At 71.8% G+C, this 22,721-nt stretch carries 17 protein-coding genes and 1 pseudogene; 15 read left to right on the forward strand and 3 right to left on the reverse strand.

The annotated features are described in order from the left end of the window. The first annotated feature begins 215 nt into the window (after window positions 1-215). The 4 genes from fxsA to OG470_RS24325 all read left to right on the forward strand — a co-directional run bounded on the left by fxsA (window position 216) and on the right by OG470_RS24325 (window position 6,585). A complete protein-coding gene (gene fxsA / locus OG470_RS24310; protein WP_328415758.1) occupies window positions 216-398 on the forward strand; it encodes an FxSxx-COOH cyclophane-containing RiPP peptide in 183 nt (60 codons plus the stop codon). A gap of 60 nt (window positions 399-458) precedes the next feature. Then, window positions 459-4,292, forward strand: coding sequence for an FxSxx-COOH system tetratricopeptide repeat protein (fxsT, locus tag OG470_RS24315; protein ID WP_328415759.1), 3,834 nt, complete (start codon window positions 459-461; stop codon window positions 4,290-4,292). A 12-nt stretch (window positions 4,293-4,304) separates the two neighbouring features. Then, window positions 4,305-5,303, forward strand: a complete 999-nt coding sequence (locus tag OG470_RS24320; protein WP_328415760.1) for a hypothetical protein — start codon at window positions 4,305-4,307, stop codon at window positions 5,301-5,303. Between the two features lie 100 nt (window positions 5,304-5,403). Further along, complete coding sequence (locus OG470_RS24325) at window positions 5,404-6,585, forward strand: hypothetical protein (protein ID WP_328415762.1); 1,182 nt, start codon at window positions 5,404-5,406, stop codon at window positions 6,583-6,585. A 16-nt stretch (window positions 6,586-6,601) separates the two neighbouring features. Here the strand turns inward: OG470_RS24325 and OG470_RS24330 are convergent, their stop codons facing one another. Continuing rightward, window positions 6,602-8,767 (reverse strand): AAA family ATPase, encoded by a 2,166-nt coding sequence (locus OG470_RS24330; protein ID WP_328415764.1) that lies wholly within the window; start codon window positions 8,765-8,767, stop codon window positions 6,602-6,604. A gap of 332 nt (window positions 8,768-9,099) precedes the next feature. Between OG470_RS24330 and OG470_RS24335 the strand changes: the two genes are divergently transcribed. The 3 genes and pseudogenes from OG470_RS24335 to OG470_RS24345 all read left to right on the forward strand — a co-directional run. After that, entirely contained in the window at window positions 9,100-10,965 is a 1,866-nt protein-coding gene (locus OG470_RS24335) for a RyR domain-containing protein (protein WP_328415765.1), read from the forward strand. Further along, window positions 10,965-11,477 (forward strand): hypothetical protein, encoded by a 513-nt coding sequence (locus tag OG470_RS24340; protein WP_328415766.1) that lies wholly within the window; start codon window positions 10,965-10,967, stop codon window positions 11,475-11,477. Before OG470_RS24335 ends, OG470_RS24340 begins: the two co-directional genes overlap by 1 nt. 15 nt (window positions 11,478-11,492) lie before the next feature. Continuing rightward, window positions 11,493-11,669 (forward strand): annotated as a pseudogene (locus OG470_RS24345) (glycoside hydrolase family 2 protein); the annotation flags it as partial. A gap of 100 nt (window positions 11,670-11,769) precedes the next feature. Here OG470_RS24345 and OG470_RS24350 read toward each other — a convergent pair. Next, window positions 11,770-12,465: an NAD(P)-dependent oxidoreductase gene (locus tag OG470_RS24350; protein ID WP_328415768.1), complete on the reverse strand. Its 696-nt coding sequence runs from the start codon at window positions 12,463-12,465 to the stop codon at window positions 11,770-11,772. A 66-nt stretch (window positions 12,466-12,531) separates the two neighbouring features. On the opposite strand from OG470_RS24350, the gene OG470_RS24355 reads away from it, so the two are divergent. The 8 genes from OG470_RS24355 to OG470_RS24390 all read left to right on the forward strand — a co-directional run bounded on the left by OG470_RS24355 (window position 12,532) and on the right by OG470_RS24390 (window position 21,980). Then, window positions 12,532-13,116: a TetR/AcrR family transcriptional regulator gene (locus OG470_RS24355; RefSeq protein WP_328415770.1), complete on the forward strand. Its 585-nt coding sequence runs from the start codon at window positions 12,532-12,534 to the stop codon at window positions 13,114-13,116. 152 nt (window positions 13,117-13,268) lie between these two features. Beyond that, window positions 13,269-14,501 carry an MFS transporter gene (locus tag OG470_RS24360; protein ID WP_328415771.1) on the forward strand — a complete coding sequence of 411 codons (1,233 nt, stop codon included), beginning with the start codon at window positions 13,269-13,271 and terminating at the stop codon, window positions 14,499-14,501. Between the two features lie 115 nt (window positions 14,502-14,616). Continuing rightward, window positions 14,617-16,290, forward strand: coding sequence for an ABC transporter substrate-binding protein (locus OG470_RS24365; RefSeq protein ID WP_328415773.1), 1,674 nt, complete (start codon window positions 14,617-14,619; stop codon window positions 16,288-16,290). A 6-nt stretch (window positions 16,291-16,296) separates the two neighbouring features. Then, window positions 16,297-17,253, forward strand: coding sequence for an ABC transporter permease (locus OG470_RS24370; protein ID WP_328415775.1), 957 nt, complete (start codon window positions 16,297-16,299; stop codon window positions 17,251-17,253). Continuing rightward, window positions 17,250-18,137 (forward strand): ABC transporter permease, encoded by an 888-nt coding sequence (locus tag OG470_RS24375; RefSeq protein WP_328415777.1) that lies wholly within the window; start codon window positions 17,250-17,252, stop codon window positions 18,135-18,137. Before OG470_RS24370 ends, OG470_RS24375 begins: the two co-directional genes overlap by 4 nt. Then, entirely contained in the window at window positions 18,134-19,195 is a 1,062-nt protein-coding gene (locus tag OG470_RS24380; RefSeq protein WP_328415779.1) for an ABC transporter ATP-binding protein, read from the forward strand. The genes OG470_RS24375 and OG470_RS24380 overlap by 4 nt, the downstream gene beginning before the upstream one ends. A 38-nt stretch (window positions 19,196-19,233) precedes the next feature. Continuing rightward, entirely contained in the window at window positions 19,234-20,193 is a 960-nt protein-coding gene (locus tag OG470_RS24385; RefSeq protein WP_328426576.1) for an ABC transporter ATP-binding protein, read from the forward strand. Next, on the forward strand, window positions 20,190-21,980 hold the full coding sequence (locus OG470_RS24390; protein WP_328415781.1) for a gamma-glutamyltransferase family protein: 1,791 nt from the start codon (window positions 20,190-20,192) through the stop codon (window positions 21,978-21,980). Before OG470_RS24385 ends, OG470_RS24390 begins: the two co-directional genes overlap by 4 nt. On the opposite strand, the gene OG470_RS24395 is transcribed toward OG470_RS24390, so the two are convergent. After that, the gene (locus OG470_RS24395; RefSeq protein ID WP_328415782.1) at window positions 21,977-22,660 is read right to left on the reverse strand and encodes a GntR family transcriptional regulator; all 684 of its coding nucleotides are present in this window, start codon (window positions 22,658-22,660) and stop codon (window positions 21,977-21,979) included. The genes OG470_RS24390 and OG470_RS24395 overlap by 4 nt on opposite strands. Window positions 22,661-22,721: the final 61 nt, after the last annotated feature.

A 22,721-nucleotide genomic window follows, 5' to 3' on the forward strand; every position in this document is an offset into this window, starting at 1 on the left:
ACATCGACATGCGACGTTCCGCGTGCCGCCGCCGACCGGCGGGTGCCGGTGCGGACCCGTCGTACCTGGTCTGACCGCCGTCCGGGTGTCCGCCTGAGGTGCGGCGCACGGTTATCATGAGCACACTCAGCGGATCTGGCCACCGGTCAATGTCTGGCCCGGCGGTGGGGAGCGGACCGGGCGCGGCGCGACACGGAGACAGGCGGTGGTCGGGGATGGACACCGGAGAGGACGACTTCCGTTCGGAGCTGATCGACCTCACCGACCTGGACCTCACCGAGTTGGACGCTCTGCCGGTCGGCGTCCTCGTCGCCGCGCTGCGACGGCTCGACCGCCGCGCCGCCGCCCCCGGTGACCAGTACGCAGGCTTCGAGAGCGCCCTCGATGGCGACGACTGACCCCACGGGCGCCGCGGCCGACGCTGGCGACCCGCACCACCGCCCGGGCCGGGGAGAGCCATGAACATCAGCAGGGATGCGACACCGGGTATCGCCACGATCGTCTCGTTCGTGTCGCCCGCCGACGACACCGGCCGCAGCAGCGCGGTGGCCAACGTCGCCTGGATCCTCGCCGGCAACGGCAAGAAGGTGCTCGCCGTCGACTGGTGCCCGAAGACCCCTCGGGTCTACGACTTCCTGCGCCCAGTCCAGGTGGACGCCGTCCCGGCGGCCCGGGAGCTGGGCGACGACCTCGCCGCCGTGCTCACCCCCGCACCGGACGCGCCGCCGGTGCCACCCGCGACGGTGATCGCACCGACCGCGCCCGAGCAGGGCACCCTCTACCGGTACGCGGTGTCCGGCTCGACCGCCACGTTCGCCATGGTCGGTCTCGGCGCCACCGCCGCCGGCCCGCCCACCGGCGATGCCGCCCGGCTCCGGCAGCTGCTCCAGCAGGCCGAGTACGACTACGTCCTGATCGACGCCCCGGTCGACCTGACCGAGCCGGGGATCACCCACGGCGCGGTGCTCAGCGACGTCGCGGTGGTGTGCATGCCACCTCGCCGGCCGGCGGTGCAGCAGGCGGCCGGGCTCGCCGCGGAGCTGCGGCAGCGGGCCACCGGCGGGATCCGGGTGCTGGCCGCGCCAACCCTGCACGAGGTCCCCGAGCCGTGGCGCGGGGAGTCCCGCGACTTCGTCCGCCAGGCCTTCGCCCGGCTGCTCGAAAAGCCGTCCGACGCCCCCGACCCCGCGGCGGTGGGGATCGTCGAGGTGCCGGGGCGCAACTACGACACCTTCGAGGACGTGTTGTCGGTGCTCGCCGACGAGCCCGACGACGCGGGCAGCCCGCTGGCGGCGTACGAGCGGATCACAGAGTGGATCACCGGGGGTGAGGTCACCCGGGCGGCCCCGGTGCCGGAGCGGATCCGTAAGCGCTACCGGCATGCGGTGCTCCTGGAGCCGGCGGAGAGTCTCGGCGACATCGCCGTGGCGTACGACCCGGTCGACCGGCCGTGGGCGGACTGGATCAGCGGGCAACTGCGCCGCACCGGGGTCCGGCCCCACCTGTGGGCGGTACGCCCCGGCGTGGAGCCCGACTTCGGGCCGAACGCCACCGTGCTGGCGGTCCTCTCGCCGGATCTCGCCGACCGGGCCGGTGCGGAGCTGTCCGGGCTGCGTCCGGAGTCCGCCGACCAGTCGGCGGAGGTGCTCGGCGTGCTGGTGGCCGGCGACGCGTGGCGGGAGCGGTTCGACCCCGAGCGGATCATCGATCTGCGCGCGGCGGACGCCATAAGGGCGCAGTCGCTGCTGCTGAGCCAGCTCGGCCTGATCGCCCCCGCCCAACCCGCCGGCGACCTGCGCAACGTCGCGCGCTTCCCGGCGGACGCCGACCGGCGACTGCGGTTCAACGTGCCACCCCGCAACCCGTCCTTCGTCGGCCGGGACGACTACCTGGAACGGGTGCGCGACCACCTCGCCAGCGAGGACCGCCCGTTGACCCTGACCGGCGGCGCGGGGGTCGGCAAGAGCGAGCTGGCCCGGGAGTTCGCGCATCGCTTCGCCTACGACTACGACGTGGTCTGGTGGATCCCCGCCCAGGACCGGGAGACCGTCCAGAACGGGCTCGGCGCGCTCGCCGACGAGATCAACGCGGTGGACAGCACCGGGGCTGCGGAGGCCGCCCTGGAGGCGCTCTCCGCACCTGACGGTGCCTTCCCGCGCTGGCTGCTGATCTACGACAACGCCGACGACGCCGATGTGCTGACCGGCCTGCTGCCGCACGACGGCGCCGGGCACGTCCTGATCACTTCCCGGGACGACGGTTCCTCCGGGCTGCCCTCACCGCTGGAGGTTGCCGCCTTCACCGGCGACGAGAGCGTCGCGATGCTGCGTCGGGTGCTCGGCATCGGCACCGAGGACGCCCGGTCGATCGCGGTGGCGCTGGAGCACCTGCCGCTGGCGCTGCGCCTGGCCACGGCCTGGATGCGGCAGCGCGTCGTACGGTTGGAGCACGGCGGGGTGCCCAGCCTGGAGGCGGTGGGTCAGGGTGTTCGGGAGTTGCTGGCCGCGCTGGAGGGACAGTCCGACGAGGACCTCGGCGAGCAGATCCCCGGGTCGCACACCGCCAGCGTGGCCCGGGTCCTCAGGATCACGCTGGAGGCGCTGCGCGCCACGCCCTTCGGTGAGTTGGCCATCCGGCTGGCCGAGCTCAGCGCCTTTCTCTCGCCGGAGGGCATCGGGCTGCCGCTGCTGCGTTCCACTCCGATGTTGACCCAGCTCGCCGCCGCGTCCGGCACCGACGCCGACGAGTTGCTGATCAACGCCGTCGAGGTGGACCTGGTTCTCACCGTCGGCGCCCGCTTCGCGCTCTATGACGTCGACTGGGGGCACGGTGCGGCCCTGCGGATGCACCGCGCCATCCAGGTCCTGCTCCGGGAGGCCATCCCCGAGCCGGAGCGGCGGGAGCGGCACCGGCAGGTCCTGCACGGCCTCGCCGGCTACGCTCCGACCGATCCGGAGGCCGACGACAACCGCTACGCCGCCGTCTTCGACGAGCTGCAACGGCATCTCGTACCGGCCGGGGCGCTGGAGTCCGACGACCGGCGGGTCCGGCACTGGGTCGTCAAGCAGGTGCGCCACCTGTTCCTGTCCAACGACAGCGATGCCTGGCGCTCGGCGCTGCTGTTGGCGTCGGCGGCGTGCGAACGGTGGGACCGCGGTGACGAGACCGACCAGTTGACCATGCGGCTCTTCGTCCAGACCGCGAACCTGTACCGGGCGCTGGGCAACCACCAGGAGGCGCTGCGGCTGGACGAGCGGGTGCTCAGCGAGCAGCGCCGCCGCTACGGCCTGCGCCACTTCCATACCCTCATCGCCGGTCGCGGCCGGGGCGGTGACCTGCGCGGCCTGGGCCGGTTCGAGGATGCCCTGGTCGAGGACCAGGCCACCTTCAATGGCTTCCGCCAGACGGTCGGCGACGACCACCCGAACACCCGGATGGCCGTGAACAACCTCGGGATCTCCTTCCTGCTCACCGGCGACGCCCCGGAGGCCCTGCGGCTCGCCCGCCTGGAACGGGACCGCCGGATGCTGCTGTTCGGCCCGGAGGACCCGCGGACCTGGCGGGCGTCGTGCCAGGTCGGCACCTGCGAGCGGGAGATCGGCGAGTACGAGCTGTCGCTGGCCACCCTGCGGGAGGCGCTCGCCCGCATCCACGAGCTGCCCACCGGCCGCCTCCTCGACGAGCTGCGGGTCAATCGCAGCCTCGCCGTCACCGAGCGCCGACTCGGCCTGACCATCCCGGCCAAGAAACGCAGCACCGAGACGTTCCGCGGCTATGTCGAGCACCTCGGCGAGGACCACCCGCACACCCGGGGCAGCCTGCTCAGCCTGGCGGCCGACTACTACCACGCCGGCGACGCCGGGATCGCCGTCAAGCACGCCATGCGGTGCCTGCGCGGTTACGAGCGGAAGCTGGCGTCGGGGCACCCGTTCACCGCGATCTGCTCAGTCAACCTGGGCCTGTTCCAGCGCGGCTCGAAGGAGTTCGACCAGGCAGTCTGGTACGGCGAGCGCGGCCTGCGCTCGCTGCGGGCGAAGCTCGGTGACGCGCACCCGTGGACGCTGGCGGCGACGACCGGCCAGGCCGGCAACCTGGCCGCCCGTGGGGACCTCGACGGCGCGCTGCCGGTCCAGGAGGAAGCATGCGTGACCTCCCTGCGGTATCTCGGCCGTGGGCACCCGGTCACGCGGGACGCCCTCGCCAACCTCGCCGCGATCCAGGCGCTGCGGGACGACGCCCCGAACGCCGCCGCTGCGCTGACCGATACCGACATCGATGTGCCGCAGAGCTGAGGGAGTGACCTGGTGACGGATCCGGAGCTGCGCGACGCCCTGGTCGAGGAGACGGCCGAGCAGGACGTCCCGGGTTTCCTCAAGAAGCGGGACCTCTGCCGAGGGCTGCTGCTCAGCGGCTGCGGCGTCTACCACGTCGCCTACTACACCACCGGGGTGCTCGACTTCGCGCTGGACCTGTTCGCCCATCCGTCCGCCCCGCCGCCGGGTGACGAGGCGGACCCGTCGCAACGCCGCGAGGTGTACCGCCGGGTCGGCGCCCAACTGGTGTACCGGGTCAGCGAGCTGCACCGCCGGCTGGGGGAGTTGCACACCGGGGCACTGATCCGGACGGTCGTGCAGACCCGGTCCGGTCTCGTCTTCTGCAACTCTGTGGTGGGCAACGAACACGTGGTCGGCTTCGCCGCCGTACCCGGGGCGGACGCCGAGCCGGTGGCCGACCCGAGCCGGGTCGGCGTGGTCGACCGGGCCGCCTCGCAGCTCGCCACCGACCTGCGCCGGTTGCTGCGGCAGCGGTCGCAGAACCCCGGCGGCTGGAACGCGGACACGGACGGGGAACCGGCACCGGACCCGGCGCCGGGGGAGGACTTCCCGACCCACGTGACCGGGTCGTCCACGCCCGACGGGGCCCTCACGGCGGCACTGCGCCCGGCGGGCCTGCACTACCTGAGCCACCACCGGATGGGTGAGCACGCGGCGGTCGACATCCTTGAGCACCCCGATCTGGAACCGTTCTTCAACCGGGGCATCACCGTGGCCGATCGGCGGGACCGCTACCAGCGCCTCGCCGGTGACCTGTCGCTGCTGGCCCTGCAGGTGGGTCGGGACCTGCGCCGGGCCGTCGCCGGGGACGTCACCCGGCTGGTCCTCGACGTGGAGATGGGCGCGATCTACTACTACCGGCTCTCCTCGGACGACTACCTGTTCGGCGTCACCCTCGACCAGGACCTGGTCGCCCGCGCGGACGAGGAGATGGCGACGGTGGCCCGACGACTCGCGGTGCCGGCCTGAATTGTCCGGGGGGATCGACGTGGTTCGTGATTGAGGTGGTTCTCCGCCGTCGGTATCGTCACCTCGGATCAATCAGGAGCGACGCGTCGGTTGGATGGCCGTGACCGTACTGGCGAGATCAGCGGCCGTGGTCGCCGCCGCCCTGGCCGGGTTGCTGGTGGCCTGGGCCGGCGACATCGACGGGCTCGAACGCGCCCCCGAGTACCTCCTGCTCGCGTCGGTCCTGCTGGCGGTGGGCCTGGTCGGGAGCACCCGGGACATCAGCCTCGCCGAGGTCCGTGCCCACCTGGGCACCGTGCTGCTGGCCGTCACGGTCGGCGTGGTCGCCAAGGCCGCGCTCATCGCCGGGGTGATGGTGCTGGCCTTCCGCGACCCCGCATTCCTGGTCCTCGGTGTGGCCGTCGCCCAGATCGACCCGCTTGCGGTGGCCGCCATGAGCCGTCCCGACCGCACCTCGGCCCGCGCCCGCTCCATCCTGTCGATCTGGGCGTCCTTCGACGACCCGATCACCGTGCTGCTCACCGTCTACGTCTCCGCGTTCGCCCTGGACCTCAGCGGAGGTGACGGGGGCGCGCTCGCCGGCGCGATCAGCGACCGGCCGCTGGAGCTCCTGGTCGACCTGTTCGCCAACATCGCCTTCGCGGCGGGCGCCTGGCTGCTGTGGCTGCTGCTGCGCGCCGCCGGCCTGCGGGAGGACGGGCCCCGCCCGGTGCGACCCCGGGTCCGGTCGGCGCTCAACTGGCTGGCCGTGGCGCTGCTGGTCGTGCTGGTCCTCTTCGCCGCCTGGCAGTTCCTCATGCTCGGCGTGGCGATCGCCGGGCTCTTCTTCCGACCCCGGCTCGGCCCGGTCGTCGGCCGGTCCACCCAGGCGGCGTACCTGGTCGCCACCTTCCTGCTCGGGCTGTTGCTCGTGCAGGGCGTCGACGTCGTCCCCGGCGTGGTGCTCGGCCTGGCGGCCGTGGCGGCCCAACTGGTGGTGTCAGTGCCGATCACCCGCGGCCTACCCACGTCCGACCGGCGCTACCTCGCCTGGGGGCAGCAGAACGGCATCACCGCGGTGATCCTCGCCCTCGTCCTCGAACGGGACTTCCCCGGCACGGTGGGCATCGTGGCGACGGCCATCGTGGTCATCAACGTCATCCACGCCCTGGCCACCGCGCTGCTCGACCGGCGTCGCCCCGGCGGCCCCGGAATGGTCGCGCCCCGGCCGGACGCCGACCCGACCGGGCCGCCCCGGATGCGTGAGGTCCCACCGGCCCGCACCCTGGAACCGGACCGTTGAGCCCGACCGGCGACGCTCAGCCGGCCAGCAGCAACTGACGGACCCGACCACCCAGCCCGTCGAAGACCGACCGCGCCTGCGACCAGGTACGCGACCGATCGGCCGGGTCTGCCCCGTCCTCACCACCCGCGCCGGGCGCGGCCAGCCCGCTCAGGGTGTCCAACTGGAACAGCGGCAGGTACTCGGCGATCCCGTCGTAGGTCTCGCAGAGCAGGTCCAACCGCTCCAGATCCGTCGGCTGAGGATTCGCGCGGTGGCCGTCGTACCACTGCTCGGCCCCTTCCCGGAACGCCTCTATCAACCGGCGGAGGACCACCGACGTACCGACCGCGCGCTGCACGTCCCGGGAGCGCAGCAGCGACCGCAGCGCCTGCCCGCCGTCGGCGCCAGCGACGGTCGCCACGCGGTGCGGGGCGAACGCGTCCCGCAGCCGCCGCTCGAAACCGGTGAGCTGGTCCAGTGCCGTGATGGCCTCGACGAAGACCCGGGCCACCCGCCCCGGCAGCGGGGACGTCACCCCCGTCGCCGCGTCGTGCCGCTCCGGTACGACGCTCAGCCGTCCCGCCGGGCCGGCCAGGTCCTGGCGCAGCTCGCCCCGGATCTCGTCGAGCTGGTAAGACAGCTGCTCGATGGAGCGCTGGGTGTTGCTCTGCTGCCGGTGGATCCGCTCGACCCGCTGCCGTACCGAGGTCAGGGCGTCCGCGCCGATCGCCTGCTCCAGCCGACGCATCAGGGCCTTGACGCTGCCGGAGAGATCCTCGGCGAAAGACTGCGGATCGTGGACGATCGGTTCGACGCTGAACGTGCCGGCGAGGTCCGCGGCGAACTCCGCGGGCAGGTGGCCGACGACGACGAGGACCACCTCGCTGTCCGGGACCGCCGCCCGGATCGCGACGACCCGCCGGTTGAGGTCGTCGACCTCCTCGGACTTGAGGACCGACTCGGTGAGCAGCACGCAACAGCCGGCGTTGCGTTCCTCCAGGGGTATCCAGAAGTCCACCGGGAGGTCGCGCATCGACCCGACCAGATGGTCCCGCTGGTACGACCAGCCGTCCTGAGTGAGCACCCGCCGTACGTCGGCGGCGACGTCCTGCCGGTTGGCCAGGTCGAACTGGACCCGGACCACCTCACGGACCATGACGTGGGTGACCGGCGTATTGGCCTGGGCGGCGCGCTGGAAGAGGTGGTAGCAGAGCCGGATCACCCGCCGGGGCACCCCGTCAGCGAGGTTGGCCAGGTATTCGGTGGTCTCCACGGTGAACGGCGCGAGCCGCGCCTCACCGAGCGCCCGCAGTTGGGTCTGCCGGATGAAGGTGCGGACGTCCGCACCGCTCAGCGCCGACATCCGCACGATCGGCCCGATCCGCTGCCGCACGTCGGTGCTGAGCAGATGGAGCATGTCGGGCAGCCCGGCGATCACCAGGAAGGCCCCGGCGGAGGTGAACACCCCGAGCAGCCGCTGTAGGCGGGCCATCGTCTCCTGCCCGGGCCGGCCGCCCGCGGTGAGGATCTTGTCCAGCTCGTCGAGGACCAGGGCGAAACGTTCGTGCCGTCGGCCGTGCAGCAGGGCCAGCACCCCCATCGCCTCGACGGCGGTGGCCTCCACGTCCGCGCTGGGGGTCACGCCGGCGGCGACCAGCGCCGGCCCCGGCGGGTGACCCGACAACCAGTCCCAGGCGGCCGCCTCGGTGGCCGGGTCGAGCAGCATCGCCAGTGCGGTGCCGAAGGCCGGGTCGGTGGTGACCTCCGCGAGCTCCTCGCGCAGCCGCAGGACGAGCAGATCCGTCGAGGTGGTGCGGCCCGCCGGGTCCGTCCGGTACCGGGTCAGCAGGTCGCGCACCACGTCGCGGGACAGCAGGGTGAGGAACCGCCGGTGCAGTGATAGGAAGGTGTCGCCCGGCGCGTCCAGGTAGATCGCCCGCCCGGCGGCTCCGGTGACCCGCCGGGTGTGGGCCAGCAACTCGACAGCGAGGTGGGTTTTGCCGGTGCCGTAGTCACCGACGACGGCGACGACGGCACCGTCGCCGGTGCGCAGGTAGTCGTCGAGTTGGGCGGTCGCGTCGCGGATGGCGGCGGTGATCACCGTGCTGCCGCCCGTGCCGTCCTCCGTAACCCGGGCCACGGCGGTCGGTGAGAAGGGATTGACCGGGCCTACCGCCGGTGGACCTCCGAGTGCGTCCATCTCCCTGATCCTCCGGTAGCTCCGGCCTGGGCGCCAGGTGTCGGGGGACCCGAGGCCGACCCGCTCGTGCGCCCCCTCCGGCCCGTCTTGCAATCGTAGCCCTCGGTAGCCACCGGAGGGGACCGGTACGCGGCCGCAGACTGCGGCGCTCACCTGCAAAAAGGGCCGATCAGCCGGGGTGCCGCTGGTCCGGTCGGATCGACTGCGTCGAATACGATTCGGGATACCGATCCCGCCTGATCACCGGGAACGGTCCGGGCGGTCGGTGGGCACCCGGGCGCCGGCCGGCGACACTGGTGCGAAGACGGTCCCGCGGACGAGGGAGTTGGTCGATGACGGGTCCGGTCCCCGGTGCGTACCGCCCGGCCGGACGGTCACTGCGGGCGGTCTTCGCGGTGATCGGACTGCTCGCGCTGGTGCTCGGCTTCATCGGCTTCGAGCGGCTGCTGCGGGCCGAGCCGGACACCGGCCACGACCTGTACGACGTGATCTACTACGACCTCCAGCTCTTCGTGCTCGGCGCGGAGCCGCTGCAGGAGCCCGGCCCGTACCCGTGGCAGTTGCAGGTCGCCCGGTTCGCCGCCCCGCTGTTCACCCTCCTCGCGGTCGTGGAGGCCAGCCGGCTGCTGCTGGCGGCCGAGATCCGGCGACTGCGCGCCCGCCGGGCCAGGGGGCACGCCGTTGTCTGCGGCGACTCGCAGTTCGCCCACATGCTCGCCGACCGGCTCTTCAGCGAGGGCGAGCGGGTGGTCGTGGTGCGCGCCGAGCCGTTCGGGCCACTGGAGTACCGCCGGCACCGCTACCTCGGGGTCACCGGCGACCCGACCAGCCCTGAGGTGCTGCGCGGCGCCGGCCTGCCGCACGCCCGCACGGTCTACGCCTGCACGGACGACGACGACCGCAACCATGCCATCGCCAACGCCGCGAGCCGGCTGATCCAGGACCGACGGCAGCCGGCCCGGGTCTACGTGCAGGTCCATGACCCCGAGATGTGCCTGTCGTTGCAGGCCCGACGACTGGGCGCCGCCGGCTCCAGTCGGCTGCGGCTGGACTACTTCCACGTCGACGACGTGGCCGCCCGGGCCCTGTACCGGCACCATCCCCTGACCTCGACGACGGGACGCCCCGTCCGGGTCCTCATCGCTGGTCGGGGCAGCTTCCGTCGGGCCGCGCTCGTGGCCACCGCACGGCACTGGCAACTGCGCCAGGCCGAAGCGCCGGCCGGTCGGCCCGTGCCACCCCTGCACGTCGACCTGGTGGCCCCGGACGCGACCGCTGAGCTCGCGCTGGCGACCACCCGCCACCCCTTCCTGCCCACCGCCTGCGAGGTGCGGGCGTACGACCTGGACCTCGACGGTCTGGTCGACTCGGGAATGCTGCGCCGTGGCTACGACCGGCTCTACGTCTGCGCCGTGGACGAGCGCAACGGGCTTCAGTTGGCGCTGGACAACCCCGAACTCTGGCAGCGGGCGGAGAGCACGGTGTTCGTACCCGTGTACCGGCAGGCGGCGCTCGCCGCCGCGTTCCACGGCGACCGCCGGCACGACCTGCTCGACGAGGTGCACGGCCGGCTCCAGCTCTATCCGGTGCTGACCCGGGCCTGTGACGCCGAGTTGATCGCCGAGGACCTCACCGAACGGCTGGCCCGGCAGATCCACGACAAGTACCTCCAGTCGCAGGAGCGCGCCGGGGTGCGCCGGGGCGACACACCCGCCATGGTGGACTGGGCACGGCTTCCCGAGTCGCTACGCCGGGCCAACCGTGCCCACGTGCAGGACATCGCCGCCAAGCTGTTGAGCCTCGGCTGCGTGGTGGCGCCCCGGCACGGCCCCACCGCCGGGGCGGCGGACCCGGACGCCGTCCGGGCCATCGACGACCGGATCGACGAACTGGCTCAACTGGAACACGAACGGTGGTGCCGGGAACGGCGGGGGGAGGACTGGGTGTACGGCGAGCCTCGGGACGACACCCGCCGCCGGCACCCCGCGCTACGACCGTGGGACGAGCTGCCGTGGGACGTCCAGGAGACGAACCGGGACGAGATCCGGGCGCTGCCGGAGGTGTTGTCCGACGCCGGGTTCGAGATGATCCGGCTGACCCCCGACCCGACCGGCCCGCCGGGGCCGCCCCGCCAGGCCGGTGGCCCGGAAGACTCCCCGCGCGCGTCGGGCGACGCCTCGGGGGAGAGGATTGTCTGATGACCTTGGACCCTGCGCCGGTCCGGGTGGGGATCACCGGGCACACCAACCTGACCCCCGCCACCGAGCGGCTCGTCTACGACGCACTCCGTACCGAGCTGCGACGGATCAGCGAGCGGCCGGTGCGGGGCGTCACCTGCCTGGCCACCGGCGCCGACCAGATCTTCGCGCGGGCGGTGCTCGCCACCGGCGGCACGTACGAAGTGGTCCTGCCGGCCCCCGACTACCGTGACCGGGCGATTCCCGCGGCCGGCCGCGCCGCCTTCGACGAGCTGCTCGACCAGGCGGCCGAGGTCGTCCACACCGGATGCCGGCACTCCGGCACGGCGGCCTACGTGGCGGCGAACCGGGAGCTGCTCCGCCGGGTGCACCGGGTGGTGGCTGTCTGGGACGGGGAGACCGGCTGCCACGAAGCGGCGACCGACCGAACCGTGGGCTGGGCGCGGCAGCGCCACATCCCGACGACCGTGCTGTGGCCGCCCGGCGCACGGCGGACGTCGACCGCCGGTTGAGGCGGCACGACGGTCCGTAACCAGGGCCGCACGGTCGCCGCGCAGGTCCGGCTGGCCGTGCGCGACCAGCACGGCAAGCGGGTCCTGCCGGCCCGGTACGACGACAACTTCTTCTGGCTCCTGCCGGGCGAGACCCGTCAGGTGCAGATCTCCTGGCCCGCGCGGTCGGGTCTCGCCCGCCGATCACGGTGACGGCTCAGGCGTACAAATCGGCCGCGTCCACCGCAGGAATCAGGGCGGACGACGGGCCCTCGCAACCGTCGGGCGGCGGGCCAGGACGCGGGCTGGTGCGTCACTTCTTCCTCATGACGGCCTCGCGCCAGATCAGACCCGCGATACTCGGCCGCACCTCGGTGGTGATCACCGCCATCGCCCGCCGGACGAAACGGTCGTCGGTCAACTGCGCCACCATGCTCGCCGCCAGATCCGCACGTGCCGTGAACAGGCCGTCCGCGACGTTCTCGGCCACGTGGTAGCGCGTGGCGGCCGGGTGGTCGAACAGCCCGGACGGCCGGACGATGGTCCAGTCCAGGTCGCTGTCGCGTACGAGCGACTCCATGCGACGCATGTCCTCGTGCGCGGTGCGGCCCACCCTGCGGTTGAACAGCGGATCCAGCACGTTGTTGAAGAAGAACTCGCCGGTCGGTCGCCACGTTGGATCCATGACGCTGGAGCTGACTGTGACAAGGCGCTTCACCCCGTGTCGGTGCATTGCGGCCACGATGTTCGCGTTGCCCCGCGAGTACACGGTGATCGGCCTCGGGGTGAGCGGGACACCCAGGCTGGACAGGACGGCATCGCTGCCGGCGACGGCCCGGTGGACGGCGTCCAGGTCCGCGACGTCGGCGCTGACGACGGCGAGGCCGGCGCGGGGCTGGACGTTGTGCGGGTGGCGGGTGACCGCGACGACCTCGTGGCCGGCGGCCAGGGCCTGCTCGATGATCTGGCGGCCGGTGGGGCCGGTGGCGCCAAAGACGACAGTGCGCATGTGCTCACTCCTCGTTGCGGGGTTGACGACGTTGACCGTGCCACCGGAGAGGCGCATTATTCAATCGTGTTGAATAAAACCCGGGGTCGACCTCGAGGAAACCCCGATACCAAGGCCCGCATCGCCGAGGCCGCGCGCGAGCTGTTCCTGAAGCACGGTTATCCGGGCACGACGGTCCGGGCGATCGCCGCCGCCGCTGACGTCGACTCGGCGCTCATCAGCTACCACTTCGGCTCCAAGCAGGGCCTCTTCAGCCAGTCGCTGAACCTGCTGTGCGTCGAGCCCGCCGCTCTCGACCAGGCCCTGCGGGGTGACCAGGCCGGCCTGGCCGACCGCCTGCTCGACTCGGTCACCGGCCTGTGGGACGCCACCGTGCCAGCCGAGAACCGGATGGCAGTGCAGGACGACGACACAATGCGCGCCCTGCGTGACTACCTGGACGGTGAGCTGCGCCTCCGCATCGCTGAATTTCTCGGCGGGCCCGACGCGACGCAACACGCCACCGCCGCGGTCGGCGTGCTGGGTGGGCTGATCTTCACGCGGTACCTGAACCCGATCCGTTCGATCGGTGGGCTGTCCCCGGCCGACGTCCGGCGCGTCTTCGGGCCGGCACTGCGGGCGGCCCTGCACGGCCGACCCCGTCGGTCGTGAGCCCGAGCGCACCACCTGATGAGGGCGTTTAGGGCTGTTACCGCACCTCCGCCGAGGGCCGCGGCCATGCTGCACACAGGGACAGTAGCCGCGACGGGAGGGTGCGGGCGGCGCCGGCCCGCAGCAGGGGTTTGAGCCCGGGGGGACTGGTCATGTCCAACGCCAGCCAGGCCGATGGCGGAACGGCGCGGTCCGGTTCCACGTCAGGCGCCGTACGGGTCGCCTTCGCGTTCTGGATCACGCTCGTGGGAACCACTGTGCCGACCCCGCTCTACCCGCTCTACGAGATGGAGTTCGGTTTCTCGTCGTTGACCGTGACCGTGATCTACGCGGTGTACGCGCTTGGCGTGGTCGTCGGTCTGCTGGTCTTCGGCCGCCTCTCGGACCAGATCGGCCGTCGGCCGGTCATCCTCACCGCACTGGTCCTCTCCGTCGCCGCCGACGCCGTGTTCCTGGCCGCCGTGGACCTGGCGATGCTCGTCGTGGGCCGCGTGCTCGCCGGTCTCTCCGCCGCACTGGTCATCGGGGCGGCGACCGCGGCGCTGGCAGAGCTGATCAAGGATCCGCGGCATCCCAGGCGGGCGGCCACCGTGGCGATCTTCGCCAACCTGGGTGGTCTCGCCACCGGCACCCTGCTGGCCGGGATCGTGTCGGACGTGGCGCCCGAGCCGCTCCGGCTGCCCTGGGTCATTGTCCTGGTCCTGGCGGTGGTCGGGATCATCGCGATGATCGGGGTGCCGGAGACGGTGGCGCAGCGTTCCCCGCTGACCCTGCGACCTCAGCGGTTACGCGTACCGCCGAACATCCGTGGCGACTTCGTCCGCTCCGCGATCACCGCCGGCGCGGGCTTCGCCGCACTCGGGGTGCTCACGGCGGTGAGCGGATTGTTTCTCGGCATGGTCCTGCACGAAAAGTCGCACACCCTGGCCGCGCTGGTGGTCTTCCTGGCCTTCGCCGGTGCCGCGTTCGGTCAGCTACTGACCCGTGTTCTGTCCTCACGTACCGCGCTGGCCTGCGCCTGCGCTGGCCTGATCGTGGCGGCCGGCCTGCTCGCGTTCAGCATGTGGATGGCGGTGCTGGTGACCCTGCTGATCGGCTCGACGATCACTGGTGTCGCGGCCGGGGTTGCGGTCGGCGACGGCATCACCACGATCACGATGAAGACCGCGCCGGAGGGCCAGGCCGAAGTGGTGTCGACCTTCTTCGCCATCCTGTTCGCCATGCTCGGCGTGCCGGCGGTCGGTGTCGGCCTACTCATCCAGGTGACCGGTCTGCGTGCCGCTGCCGAGCTCTTCAGTGCGGTGGTGGCGGTGCTCGCGCTGGTCGTCCTGGTCAGCCTGCTGCGGGGTGGCCCGGCCCGCGCCGGGGCGCGTCCCGCCGGCTGAGGCGGGCCCGGGTTTTGTCCACGATGACCGGGCGTTCGAGAGCCCTCCAAGGGTCTTGCGGCGGTCTTCGTATACAACATACGCTCCCCGGAATCGCCCACTCGAGGAGCTCCCGATGACGAACCTCACCTTCAGGGAAACGAGCCTGCCCCGCCGCCGTCCGCTCCGGGCCGCCGTGGCCGCGGTCGCTGTCTTCTGCACGGTCATTGCCTGCTCACCGGTGTCGGACAGCGGGGACGCCCAGTCCGGCGACAACCAGTCGGCAGGCCAGGATTCCTTCGGTACGCCGGCAGACCCCGCTGCTGTGAAGCAGGGCGGCAAGCTGGTCATCGCCCTCTCCGCGGAGCCCGACGCCCTGGACCCGACGCTGTCGCGGAGCCTCTACTCCCGCTATGTCTTCCAGGCGATGTGCCAGAAGCTCTACGACGTGAACGAGCAGGCGCAGGTCGTACCCCAACTGGCGACCGCCCTGCCCACCACGAGCAGTGACGGTCGGACGGTGACCATCTCGCTGCGCCAGGGGGTGCGCTTCGGGGACGGCACGGCGTTCGACTCCGCCGCGGTGAAGGCCACCCTGCAGCGACACCTGACCAACGCCCGGTCGGCACGCAAGAGCGAACTGGGTCCCATCGACGGCGTCGACACCCCGGACGCGCACACCGTCGTGCTGCGGCTGAAGCAACCGTTCGCGCCCCTGCTCGGCGCCCTCGCCGACCGGGCCGGCATGATCATGAGCGCCAAGGCGTTGCAGAGCCTGGGCGATGACTTCGCCTCGGCGCCGGTCTGCGTCGGCCCCTTCAAGTTCGCCAAGCGGGTACCGCAGAACTCGATCGACGTCGTGAAGGACCCGAACTACTACGAGGCTGACAAGGTCCACCTCGACGCCATCTCGTGGCGCATCCTCAGCGACGCGAGCATCCGCGCCGCCAACCTGCGCTCCGGCGACGCCCAGGTCGCCGACAGCATCTCCACCCAGGATGTCGCCTCCCTGCGGCAGGACGCCGCGGTCTCCGTCCTGCAGTCGCAGTCCCTCGGCTACCAGGGCCTCACGATCAACATCGGCAATGTCGACGGCGTCGGCACCCCGGCCAAGCCGATCAACCGCCCGTTCGCGCAGAACGCCAAGGTTCGGCAGGCCTTCGAGCACGCGATCGACCGGAAGGCGCTGGTCGACGCCGTCTTCAACGGCATCCACGCCGCCGCCTGCTCACCCATCTCTCCCGCGAGCACGTTCTCGTCGCCGGAGGCGCAGACCTGCCCGGCGCACGACCCCGCCAAGGCCAAGCAACTGCTCACCGAGGCAGGTGTGCAGACGCCGTACCCGGTGACGATGCTCGCGTCGAACACGCCCGACACGCTGCGCCTCGCACAGGCGCTCCAGTCCATGGTCAAGGACGGCGGGTTCGACCTGAAGATCAACCCGGTGGAGTACTCGTCCCTTCTCGACGAGCAGGACCGCGGCAACTTCGAGCTGCTGCAGCTGGGCTGGAGCGGGCGGATCGACCCGGACGCCAACATCACGAACTTCGTGGGCACCGGCGCGAGCCAGAACGTCGCCGGCTACAGCAACCCCCAGCTCGACACCCTGCTGACCCAGGCCCGGCAGTCCAACGACATCGAGGAGCGCAAGAAGCTGTACGGGCAGGCGGTCACGCTGCTCCAGCAGGACGACGCGCTGATCTACCTCTACCGGCAGCGGAACCTGACCGCCGTCAGCAAGCAGATCCAGGGCCTGCAGGTCTTCCCGGACGGCGTGATCCGCGCGGCCTTCGCCGGTTTCACCAAGTAGGTCGCCGTGGCCCGATATCTCCTCACCCGCGCCTGGCAGTCTGCGCTGACCCTGCTGTTGTCGACGATCGTGGTGTTCTTCGGTGTACGGGCGCTCCCCGGTGACCCCGCCCTGGCGCTGGCCGGGGAGGACCGGTCACCGGAGGCACTCGAGGCCATCCGTCGGCACTACGGGCTGGACCAGCCGCTGCCACTGCAGTTCGCGCAGTACGTGGAACGCATGGTGCAGGGCGACTTCGGGGTGTCGATCCGGACCGGTACGCCGGTCTCGTCGATGCTCACGACCGCCCTGCCGGTCACCGCCGAACTCTCCATCCTGGCGATCCTCATCGCCACGGCGCTCGGCGTCGGCGCCGGGGTGCTCGCGGCAGTACGCCGCGGGCGCCCGGCGGAGTGGCTGGCCAACGGGCTGGCCCTGATCGGCCTGTCGGTGCCGCACTTCTGGCTCGGGCTGCTCGCGATCCTCTACCTGTCCGTGGCGACCGGGCTGTTCCCCGCCTCCGGGTTCGTGCCGTTCCTTGAGGATCCCGTGGACAATCTGCACCACATCGTCCTGCCGGCCGTGATCCTCGGGACCGGCCTCGCCGCCATCATCATGCGACAGACCCGTTCGGCGATGCTGGACTCGCTCTCCTCCGACTACGTACGGACGGCGAAGGCGAAGGGCCTCCGACCGCGAGCCGTCATCACCCAGCACGCGCTGCGGAACAGCCTCATCGTGGTGGTGACCGTCGTGGGCCTGCAACTCGGGGGCCTGATCTCGGGGGCGGTCGTCACCGAACAGATCTTCGGGCTTCCGGGCTTCGGCAAAATGACCATCGACGCGGTGTTCCAGCGGGACTATCCGGTGATCCAGGCCGTCGTCCTGCTCACCGCCACGGCCTACATCGTGATCAATTTCTTCGTGGACCTGCTCTATTCGGTCATCGATCCACGGATCAGGGTGACGGGAGATCCGGCATGACCGTCCTCACCGTTCCGATGGCGGAGACCGGTTCCGGCAGCATCACCCGGCGCACCCGCGTTCTGCGCCGGTTGCGACGGAACCCGCTCGCCGTCGTGAGCTTCGTCGTGCTCGCCCTCGCCGCCGTCATCGCGTTGCTCTCGCCGTGGATCGCCCCGTACTCCGTCGACCAGACCGACTTCGCCCACACGTTCTCACCCCCCGGCACCCCCGGACACGTGCTCGGCACCGACGACCTGGGTCGCGACGTCCTGTCCCGGATCATGCTCGGGGCGCGGGCATCGCTGCAGGTGGGGCTCCTGGCGGTGGCCACATCATTGGTCATCGGTGTGCCGCTCGGGCTCGCGGCCGGTTACTTCCGCGCCTGGGACGCGGTGATCTCGCGCTTCACCGACCTGCTGCTCGCGTTCCCGTTCCTGATCATGGCGGTGGGGTTGGCGGCCATCCGGGGCGCCAGTCTCGGCAACGCCGCCGTGGCCATCGGCATCGCCCAGATCCCCGGGGTGATCCGGGTGGTGCGCTCGGACACGCTACGGCTCAAGTCGCTGGACTTCGTGGCCGCGGCCGTCGTGGACGGCGCCAGCGACCTGTGGGTGCTCGCCCGGCACATCCTGCCCAACGCGACGTCGGTGATCCTGGTACAGGCCACGGTCGCGATCCCGGCGGCGATCCTCGGCGAGGCGGTGCTCTCGTTCCTCGGCCTCGGCATCCAACCCCCGGCCCCCAGCCTGGGCACCATGCTGGCCACCGCCCAGCAGTTCGCCTCCCGTGCCCCGTGGGCCGCCGTCCTCCCCGGTGTTGTGATCATGGGTCTGGCGCTGGCGTTCAACGTCTTCGGTGACGCCCTCCGGGACGCACTCGACCCGAAGGGAGACCGGCGATGACAACGGTCGAACGGGCCGGAACGGCCGCCTCGGTCGACACACCCGTCCTGGAGATACGCGACCTCTCGGTTTCGTTCCCGACCGAGACCGGGACCGTCTCGGCGGTCGACAAGGTCAGTCTGGATCTCGAGCCCGGGGAGATCGTCGGGATGGTGGGCGAGTCGGGATGCGGAAAGAGCGTCACCGCGATGAGCATCGCGGGCCTGCTCCCGGAGAGCGCCCGGATCACCGGCTCGGCGCGGCTCAACGGCACCGAGCTGGTCGGCACCCGCGAGTCGGTGCTCCGCCGGGTACGCGGCAAGGAGATCGCCTACATCTTCCAGGAGCCGATGACGTCCCTCAATCCCGTGCTCACCGTCGGGCGTCAGATCGGGGAAGTGCTCCAGGTCCACGAACGGATGTCCCGACGGGCCGCCCGGGCACGCGCCGTCGAACTGCTGACGCTCGTCGGGATCCCGTCCGCCGCGAAACGAGTCGACAACTATCCGCATCAGCTCTCCGGAGGCATGCGCCAGCGCGTGATGATCGCGATGGCGGTGGCCTGCGGGCCGAAGGTGCTGGTGGCCGACGAACCGACCACCGCGCTGGACGTCACGGTCCAGGCCGGCATCCTCCAGGTGCTGCGGGACCTGCGCGACCGGCTCGGCACGAGCATCCTCATCATCACGCACGACCTCGGCGTGATCGCCGACATCGCCGACCGCGTCGTCGTCATGTACGCCGGGCGGGTGGTGGAGCGGGCACCGGTCACCGACCTGTTCGCGCACCCGTACCACCGCTACACCGCCGGGCTCCTGTCGGCGTCGCCGACACCGGGAAGGCACGCCGGCACCGACCGGCTGCAGGAGATCCCCGGCCTGGTGCCCGTCCTGTCGACCCAACCGGACGCGTGCACGTTCGCCGACCGCTGCCCGGCAGCCGACGCGCGGTGCCGCGACTCCGCCCCGCCCCTGGAGGCGGTGCGGGCCGGGGGCACGCTCGCCGCGACGGGCCACCTCGCGGCCTGTTGGCACCCCTGCCCGACCGCCCGCATGCAACCCGAGGAGGTGAACCGGTGACGCCAGAGCCGGACGCCCTGCAGGTCGAGGACCTGGTGATGCACTTCGGCCCGGTACGCGCCGTGGACGGGGTGTCCCTCACCATCGCGAAGGGCCGGGTCACGGCCCTGGTGGGGGAGAGCGGCTCCGGAAAGTCGACCGTGGGCCGCTGCGTGGTGCGGCTCGTGGAACCGACCGCCGGAGTGGTCAGGATCGCCGGGACGGATGTCACGCACCTGTCCCGGCGACAGCTACGCCCGCACCGCAGTGCGGTGTCGATCGTCTTCCAGGACCCCGCCGCCTCCCTGGACCCACGCATGCTGGTGGGGGAGGTCGTAGCCGAGCCGCTGCGGCTGTCCGGCAGGCGGATCCCGCGCCGCGACCGGGAGGCCCGGGTCGCCACCGAGCTTGGGCGGGTGGGCCTGCGCGCCGAGGTGGCACGCCGCTACCCCCATGAGCTCTCCGGCGGGCAACGCCAACGGGTCAGCATCGCCCGGGCACTGATCTCCGAGCCCAGGTTGCTCATCGCGGACGAACCCACCAGCGCGCTCGACGTGTCCGTGCAGGCGTCGGTGCTCAACCTCCTCGCCGACCTGCAACGGGACATCGGCTTCGCCTGCCTCTTCATCACCCACGACCTGTCCGCGGTCGAGTACCTGGCCGACGACATCGCCGTCATGTACCTGGGTCAGCTCGTCGAGAAGGGCTCGCGCGAGCGGATCTTCGCCCGGCCCGCCCACCCCTACACACAGGCGCTGCTGTCGGCCGCGCCGGTGGCCGACCCCGTCCGCCAACGGCAGCGTCAGCTGGTGCTGCTCGGCGACGACCTGCCGTCCGCGCTCGACCCGCCGTCCGGCTGCCGCTTCCGCACCCGGTGCCCGCTCGCGTTCGACAGGTGCGCGACGGAGGTACCGGCACAGGTGGAGATCGGCGACGGCATGGCCGCGTGCCACCTGGTCCAGCCGGACGGCACCGGGCCCGACGTCCGGGCCGCAGATACGAGTGAGGTGTTGTCATGACGTTCACCACCAGACCGACGCTCCAGGGCACCTTCGGCATGGTGTCCTCGACGCACTGGCTCGCCAGCCAGTCCGCCATGGGCATCCTCGAACGCGGCGGGAATGCCTTCGACGCCGCAGTCACCGCCGGGTTCGTGCTGCACGTCGTCGAACCACACCTCAACGGCCCCGGCGGCGAGGTGCCGGCCATCGTGGCGACCGCCCAGGACCCGAACCCGAAGGTGCTGTGCGGGCAGGGGCCGGCGCCGGCCGGTGCCACCATCGCGCACTTCCGGTCCCTCGGGATGGACCTCATCCCCGGATCCGGCCCGCTCGCGGCGGCCGTACCCGGCGCCGTGGACGCCTGGCTCCTCCTGCTGCGCGAGCACGGCACGCTCTCCCTTGAGGAGGTGCTGGAGCCGGCGATCGGCTACGCCGGCGCCGGCCACCCGCTGGTGGGCAGGGTCGGTGACACCGTGGCGGCCGTGCGGTCCCTGTTCGAGGAGCACTGGCCCACCTCCGCGCAGCTCTGGCTGCGCGACGGCAGGCCACCGGCGGCGGGGGAGATGTTCGCCAACCCGGCGTACGCGCGGACCCTGCGACGACTGGTCGAGGCCGGGCAGGCCGCCGGCACCGACCGGGAGGCACAGATCGAGGCCGCCCGTCGGGCCTGGAGTACGGGGTTCGTCGCCGAGGCGATCGACCAGTTCAGCAGGCAGCCGTTCCAGGACTCCAGCGGAAGTCCCCACGCCGGTCTCGTCACCGGCGCCGACCTGGCCGGCTACTCGGCGACCTGGGAGGAACCGGCCACCCTGGACTGGCACGGCTACTCGGTGGCGAAGACCGGTTTCTGGGGCCAGGGGCCGGTGCTGCTGGAGACGCTGTCCGTCCTCGACGCGCTCGACGACCCCGGCGCGTACGACCCGGCGACCGCGACCGGCATCCACGCCCAGGTCGAGGCGCTCAAGCTCGCCTTTGCCGACCGCGAGGCCTGGTTCGGCGACGGCGGCGACGTGCCCGCCAAGGCGCTGCTCTCCCGGGAGTACGCGCGGGAGCGGGCCGCCCTGATCGGCTCCCGAGCGTCAGCGGAGCTGCGGCCGGGGCGTCCCGACGGGGCGGAACCCCGCCTGCCGGCGCACGTCCGACCGGGTGCCGGGCGTCCGACCGCCCCGACGGATCCCACGACGGGGGAGCCGACGGTGCAGTCGGACGGGGTGATCCGCGGTGACACCTGCCATGTGGACGTGGTCGACCGCTGGGGCAACATGATCTCCGCTACCCCGAGTGGCGGCTGGTTGCAGAGTTCGCCCACCATTCCGGAGCTCGGCTTCCCGCTGGGCAGTCGGCTGCAGATGTTCTGGCTGGAGGAGGGCCTCGCCTCGTCGCTCACCCCGGGTCGGCGACCGCGTACGACGTTGAGCCCGACCATGGTGCACCGCGACGGGGAGCCGGTACTGGCGTGCGGCACACCCGGCGGGGACCAGCAGGACCAGTGGCAGCTGCCGTTCCTGCTTCGGCATCTCGTCGGTGGCCAGTCCCTGCAGGAGGCCATCGACGCGCCCGCGTGGCACACCGTCAGCCTGCCGGGGTCGTTCTACCCGCGCGACATGGAGCCCGGAGTCCTGGTGGTGGAGGACCGGCTCGACGAGGACACGCTGGCGGCCCTGCGGGCGTACGGGCACGAGGTGCGACTGTCCGACGCGTGGAGCCTCGGCCGGCTCTGCGCCGTGACCCGCGATCCGGACACGGGCGTGCTCGCCGCCGGAGCGAACCCCCGGGGCATGCAGGGCTACGCGTGCGGCCGTTAGTGGGCCGCTCCGTATCCGCCTTCGGCGTTCTCGTAGGCGGCCGCGGATGCGGCGTCGAGATGGTCGAGTGCGGCCCGCTCGGCGCGGTCGCCGTCACCTGACTCGATGGCGTCGACCAGCTGGATGTGCTCGGCCCACGAGTGTGGAGCACGTTCCGCCGCACCCAGCCGGAAGACCCACTGGACATGGAGGTACAGCGACTTGGCGATCGACGACAGCCAGGGGTTTCCGCTGATCTGGAGGATGCGCAGATGCAGGGCGCTGTTCAGCTCGGCGACCCGGGGCAGGTCATGCCGCTCGGTCGCCTCGCGGCCCTGGTCGAGCAGCGCGCGCAGGGCCGCCACGTCGGCCGCGCTCGCCCGCTCGGCCGCCAGCCGGGCGGCCAGTGTCTCCAGGCGCTCGCGGACGGCGAACATGTCCCCGATGGTCCCGCTGCTGGGCGAGGCGACGACTGCCCCACGGCGGGGGAGGATCACCACGAAGCCCTCCGCCTCCGCGACGCGCAACGCCTCGCGGACAGGGTTGCGGGAAACGCCGAAGTCCTCGGCCAACCGGTCCTCGGTCAGCCGCTCTCCGGGGAGGTAGTCGCCGTCGATGATGGCGGTCCGCAGTGCGGCGAGGACCTGGTCGCGTAGCGGTAGGTGTTGAGCGCCGAGCTTGTCCCGCAGGTCTTCAGCCAACCTGATCGCCTTTCCGTGATCTGTCGGGACAAAGTGTATACGAAGAACAATCTATGGAGGT

Origin of the sequence: Micromonospora sp. NBC_00389 (assembly GCF_036059255.1) — a bacterium.
In the GTDB taxonomy this organism is placed as follows: Bacteria; Actinomycetota; Actinomycetes; order Mycobacteriales; family Micromonosporaceae; genus Micromonospora.

Bases quoted from the DNA above. Each gene is read 5' to 3' on its own strand.
- OG470_RS24385 (WP_328426576.1), top strand. From the start codon at position 19,234: ATGCACTTCGGCCCGGTACGCGCCGTGGACGGGGTGTCCCTCACCATC.
- OG470_RS24350 (WP_328415768.1), bottom strand. From the start codon at position 12,465: ATGCGCACTGTCGTCTTTGGCGCCACCGGCCCCACCGGCCGCCAGATC.
- fxsA (WP_328415758.1), top strand. From the start codon at position 216: ATGGACACCGGAGAGGACGACTTCCGTTCGGAGCTGATCGACCTCACC.
- OG470_RS24375 (WP_328415777.1), top strand. From the start codon at position 17,250: ATGACCGTCCTCACCGTTCCGATGGCGGAGACCGGTTCCGGCAGCATC.
- OG470_RS24390 (WP_328415781.1), top strand. From the start codon at position 20,190: ATGACGTTCACCACCAGACCGACGCTCCAGGGCACCTTCGGCATGGTG.
- OG470_RS24330 (WP_328415764.1), bottom strand. From the start codon at position 8,767: ATGGACGCACTCGGAGGTCCACCGGCGGTAGGCCCGGTCAATCCCTTC.
- OG470_RS24335 (WP_328415765.1), top strand. From the start codon at position 9,100: ATGACGGGTCCGGTCCCCGGTGCGTACCGCCCGGCCGGACGGTCACTG.
- fxsT (WP_328415759.1), top strand. From the start codon at position 459: ATGAACATCAGCAGGGATGCGACACCGGGTATCGCCACGATCGTCTCG.
- OG470_RS24340 (WP_328415766.1), top strand. From the start codon at position 10,965: ATGACCTTGGACCCTGCGCCGGTCCGGGTGGGGATCACCGGGCACACC.
- OG470_RS24360 (WP_328415771.1), top strand. From the start codon at position 13,269: ATGTCCAACGCCAGCCAGGCCGATGGCGGAACGGCGCGGTCCGGTTCC.
- OG470_RS24365 (WP_328415773.1), top strand. From the start codon at position 14,617: ATGACGAACCTCACCTTCAGGGAAACGAGCCTGCCCCGCCGCCGTCCG.
- OG470_RS24380 (WP_328415779.1), top strand. From the start codon at position 18,134: ATGACAACGGTCGAACGGGCCGGAACGGCCGCCTCGGTCGACACACCC.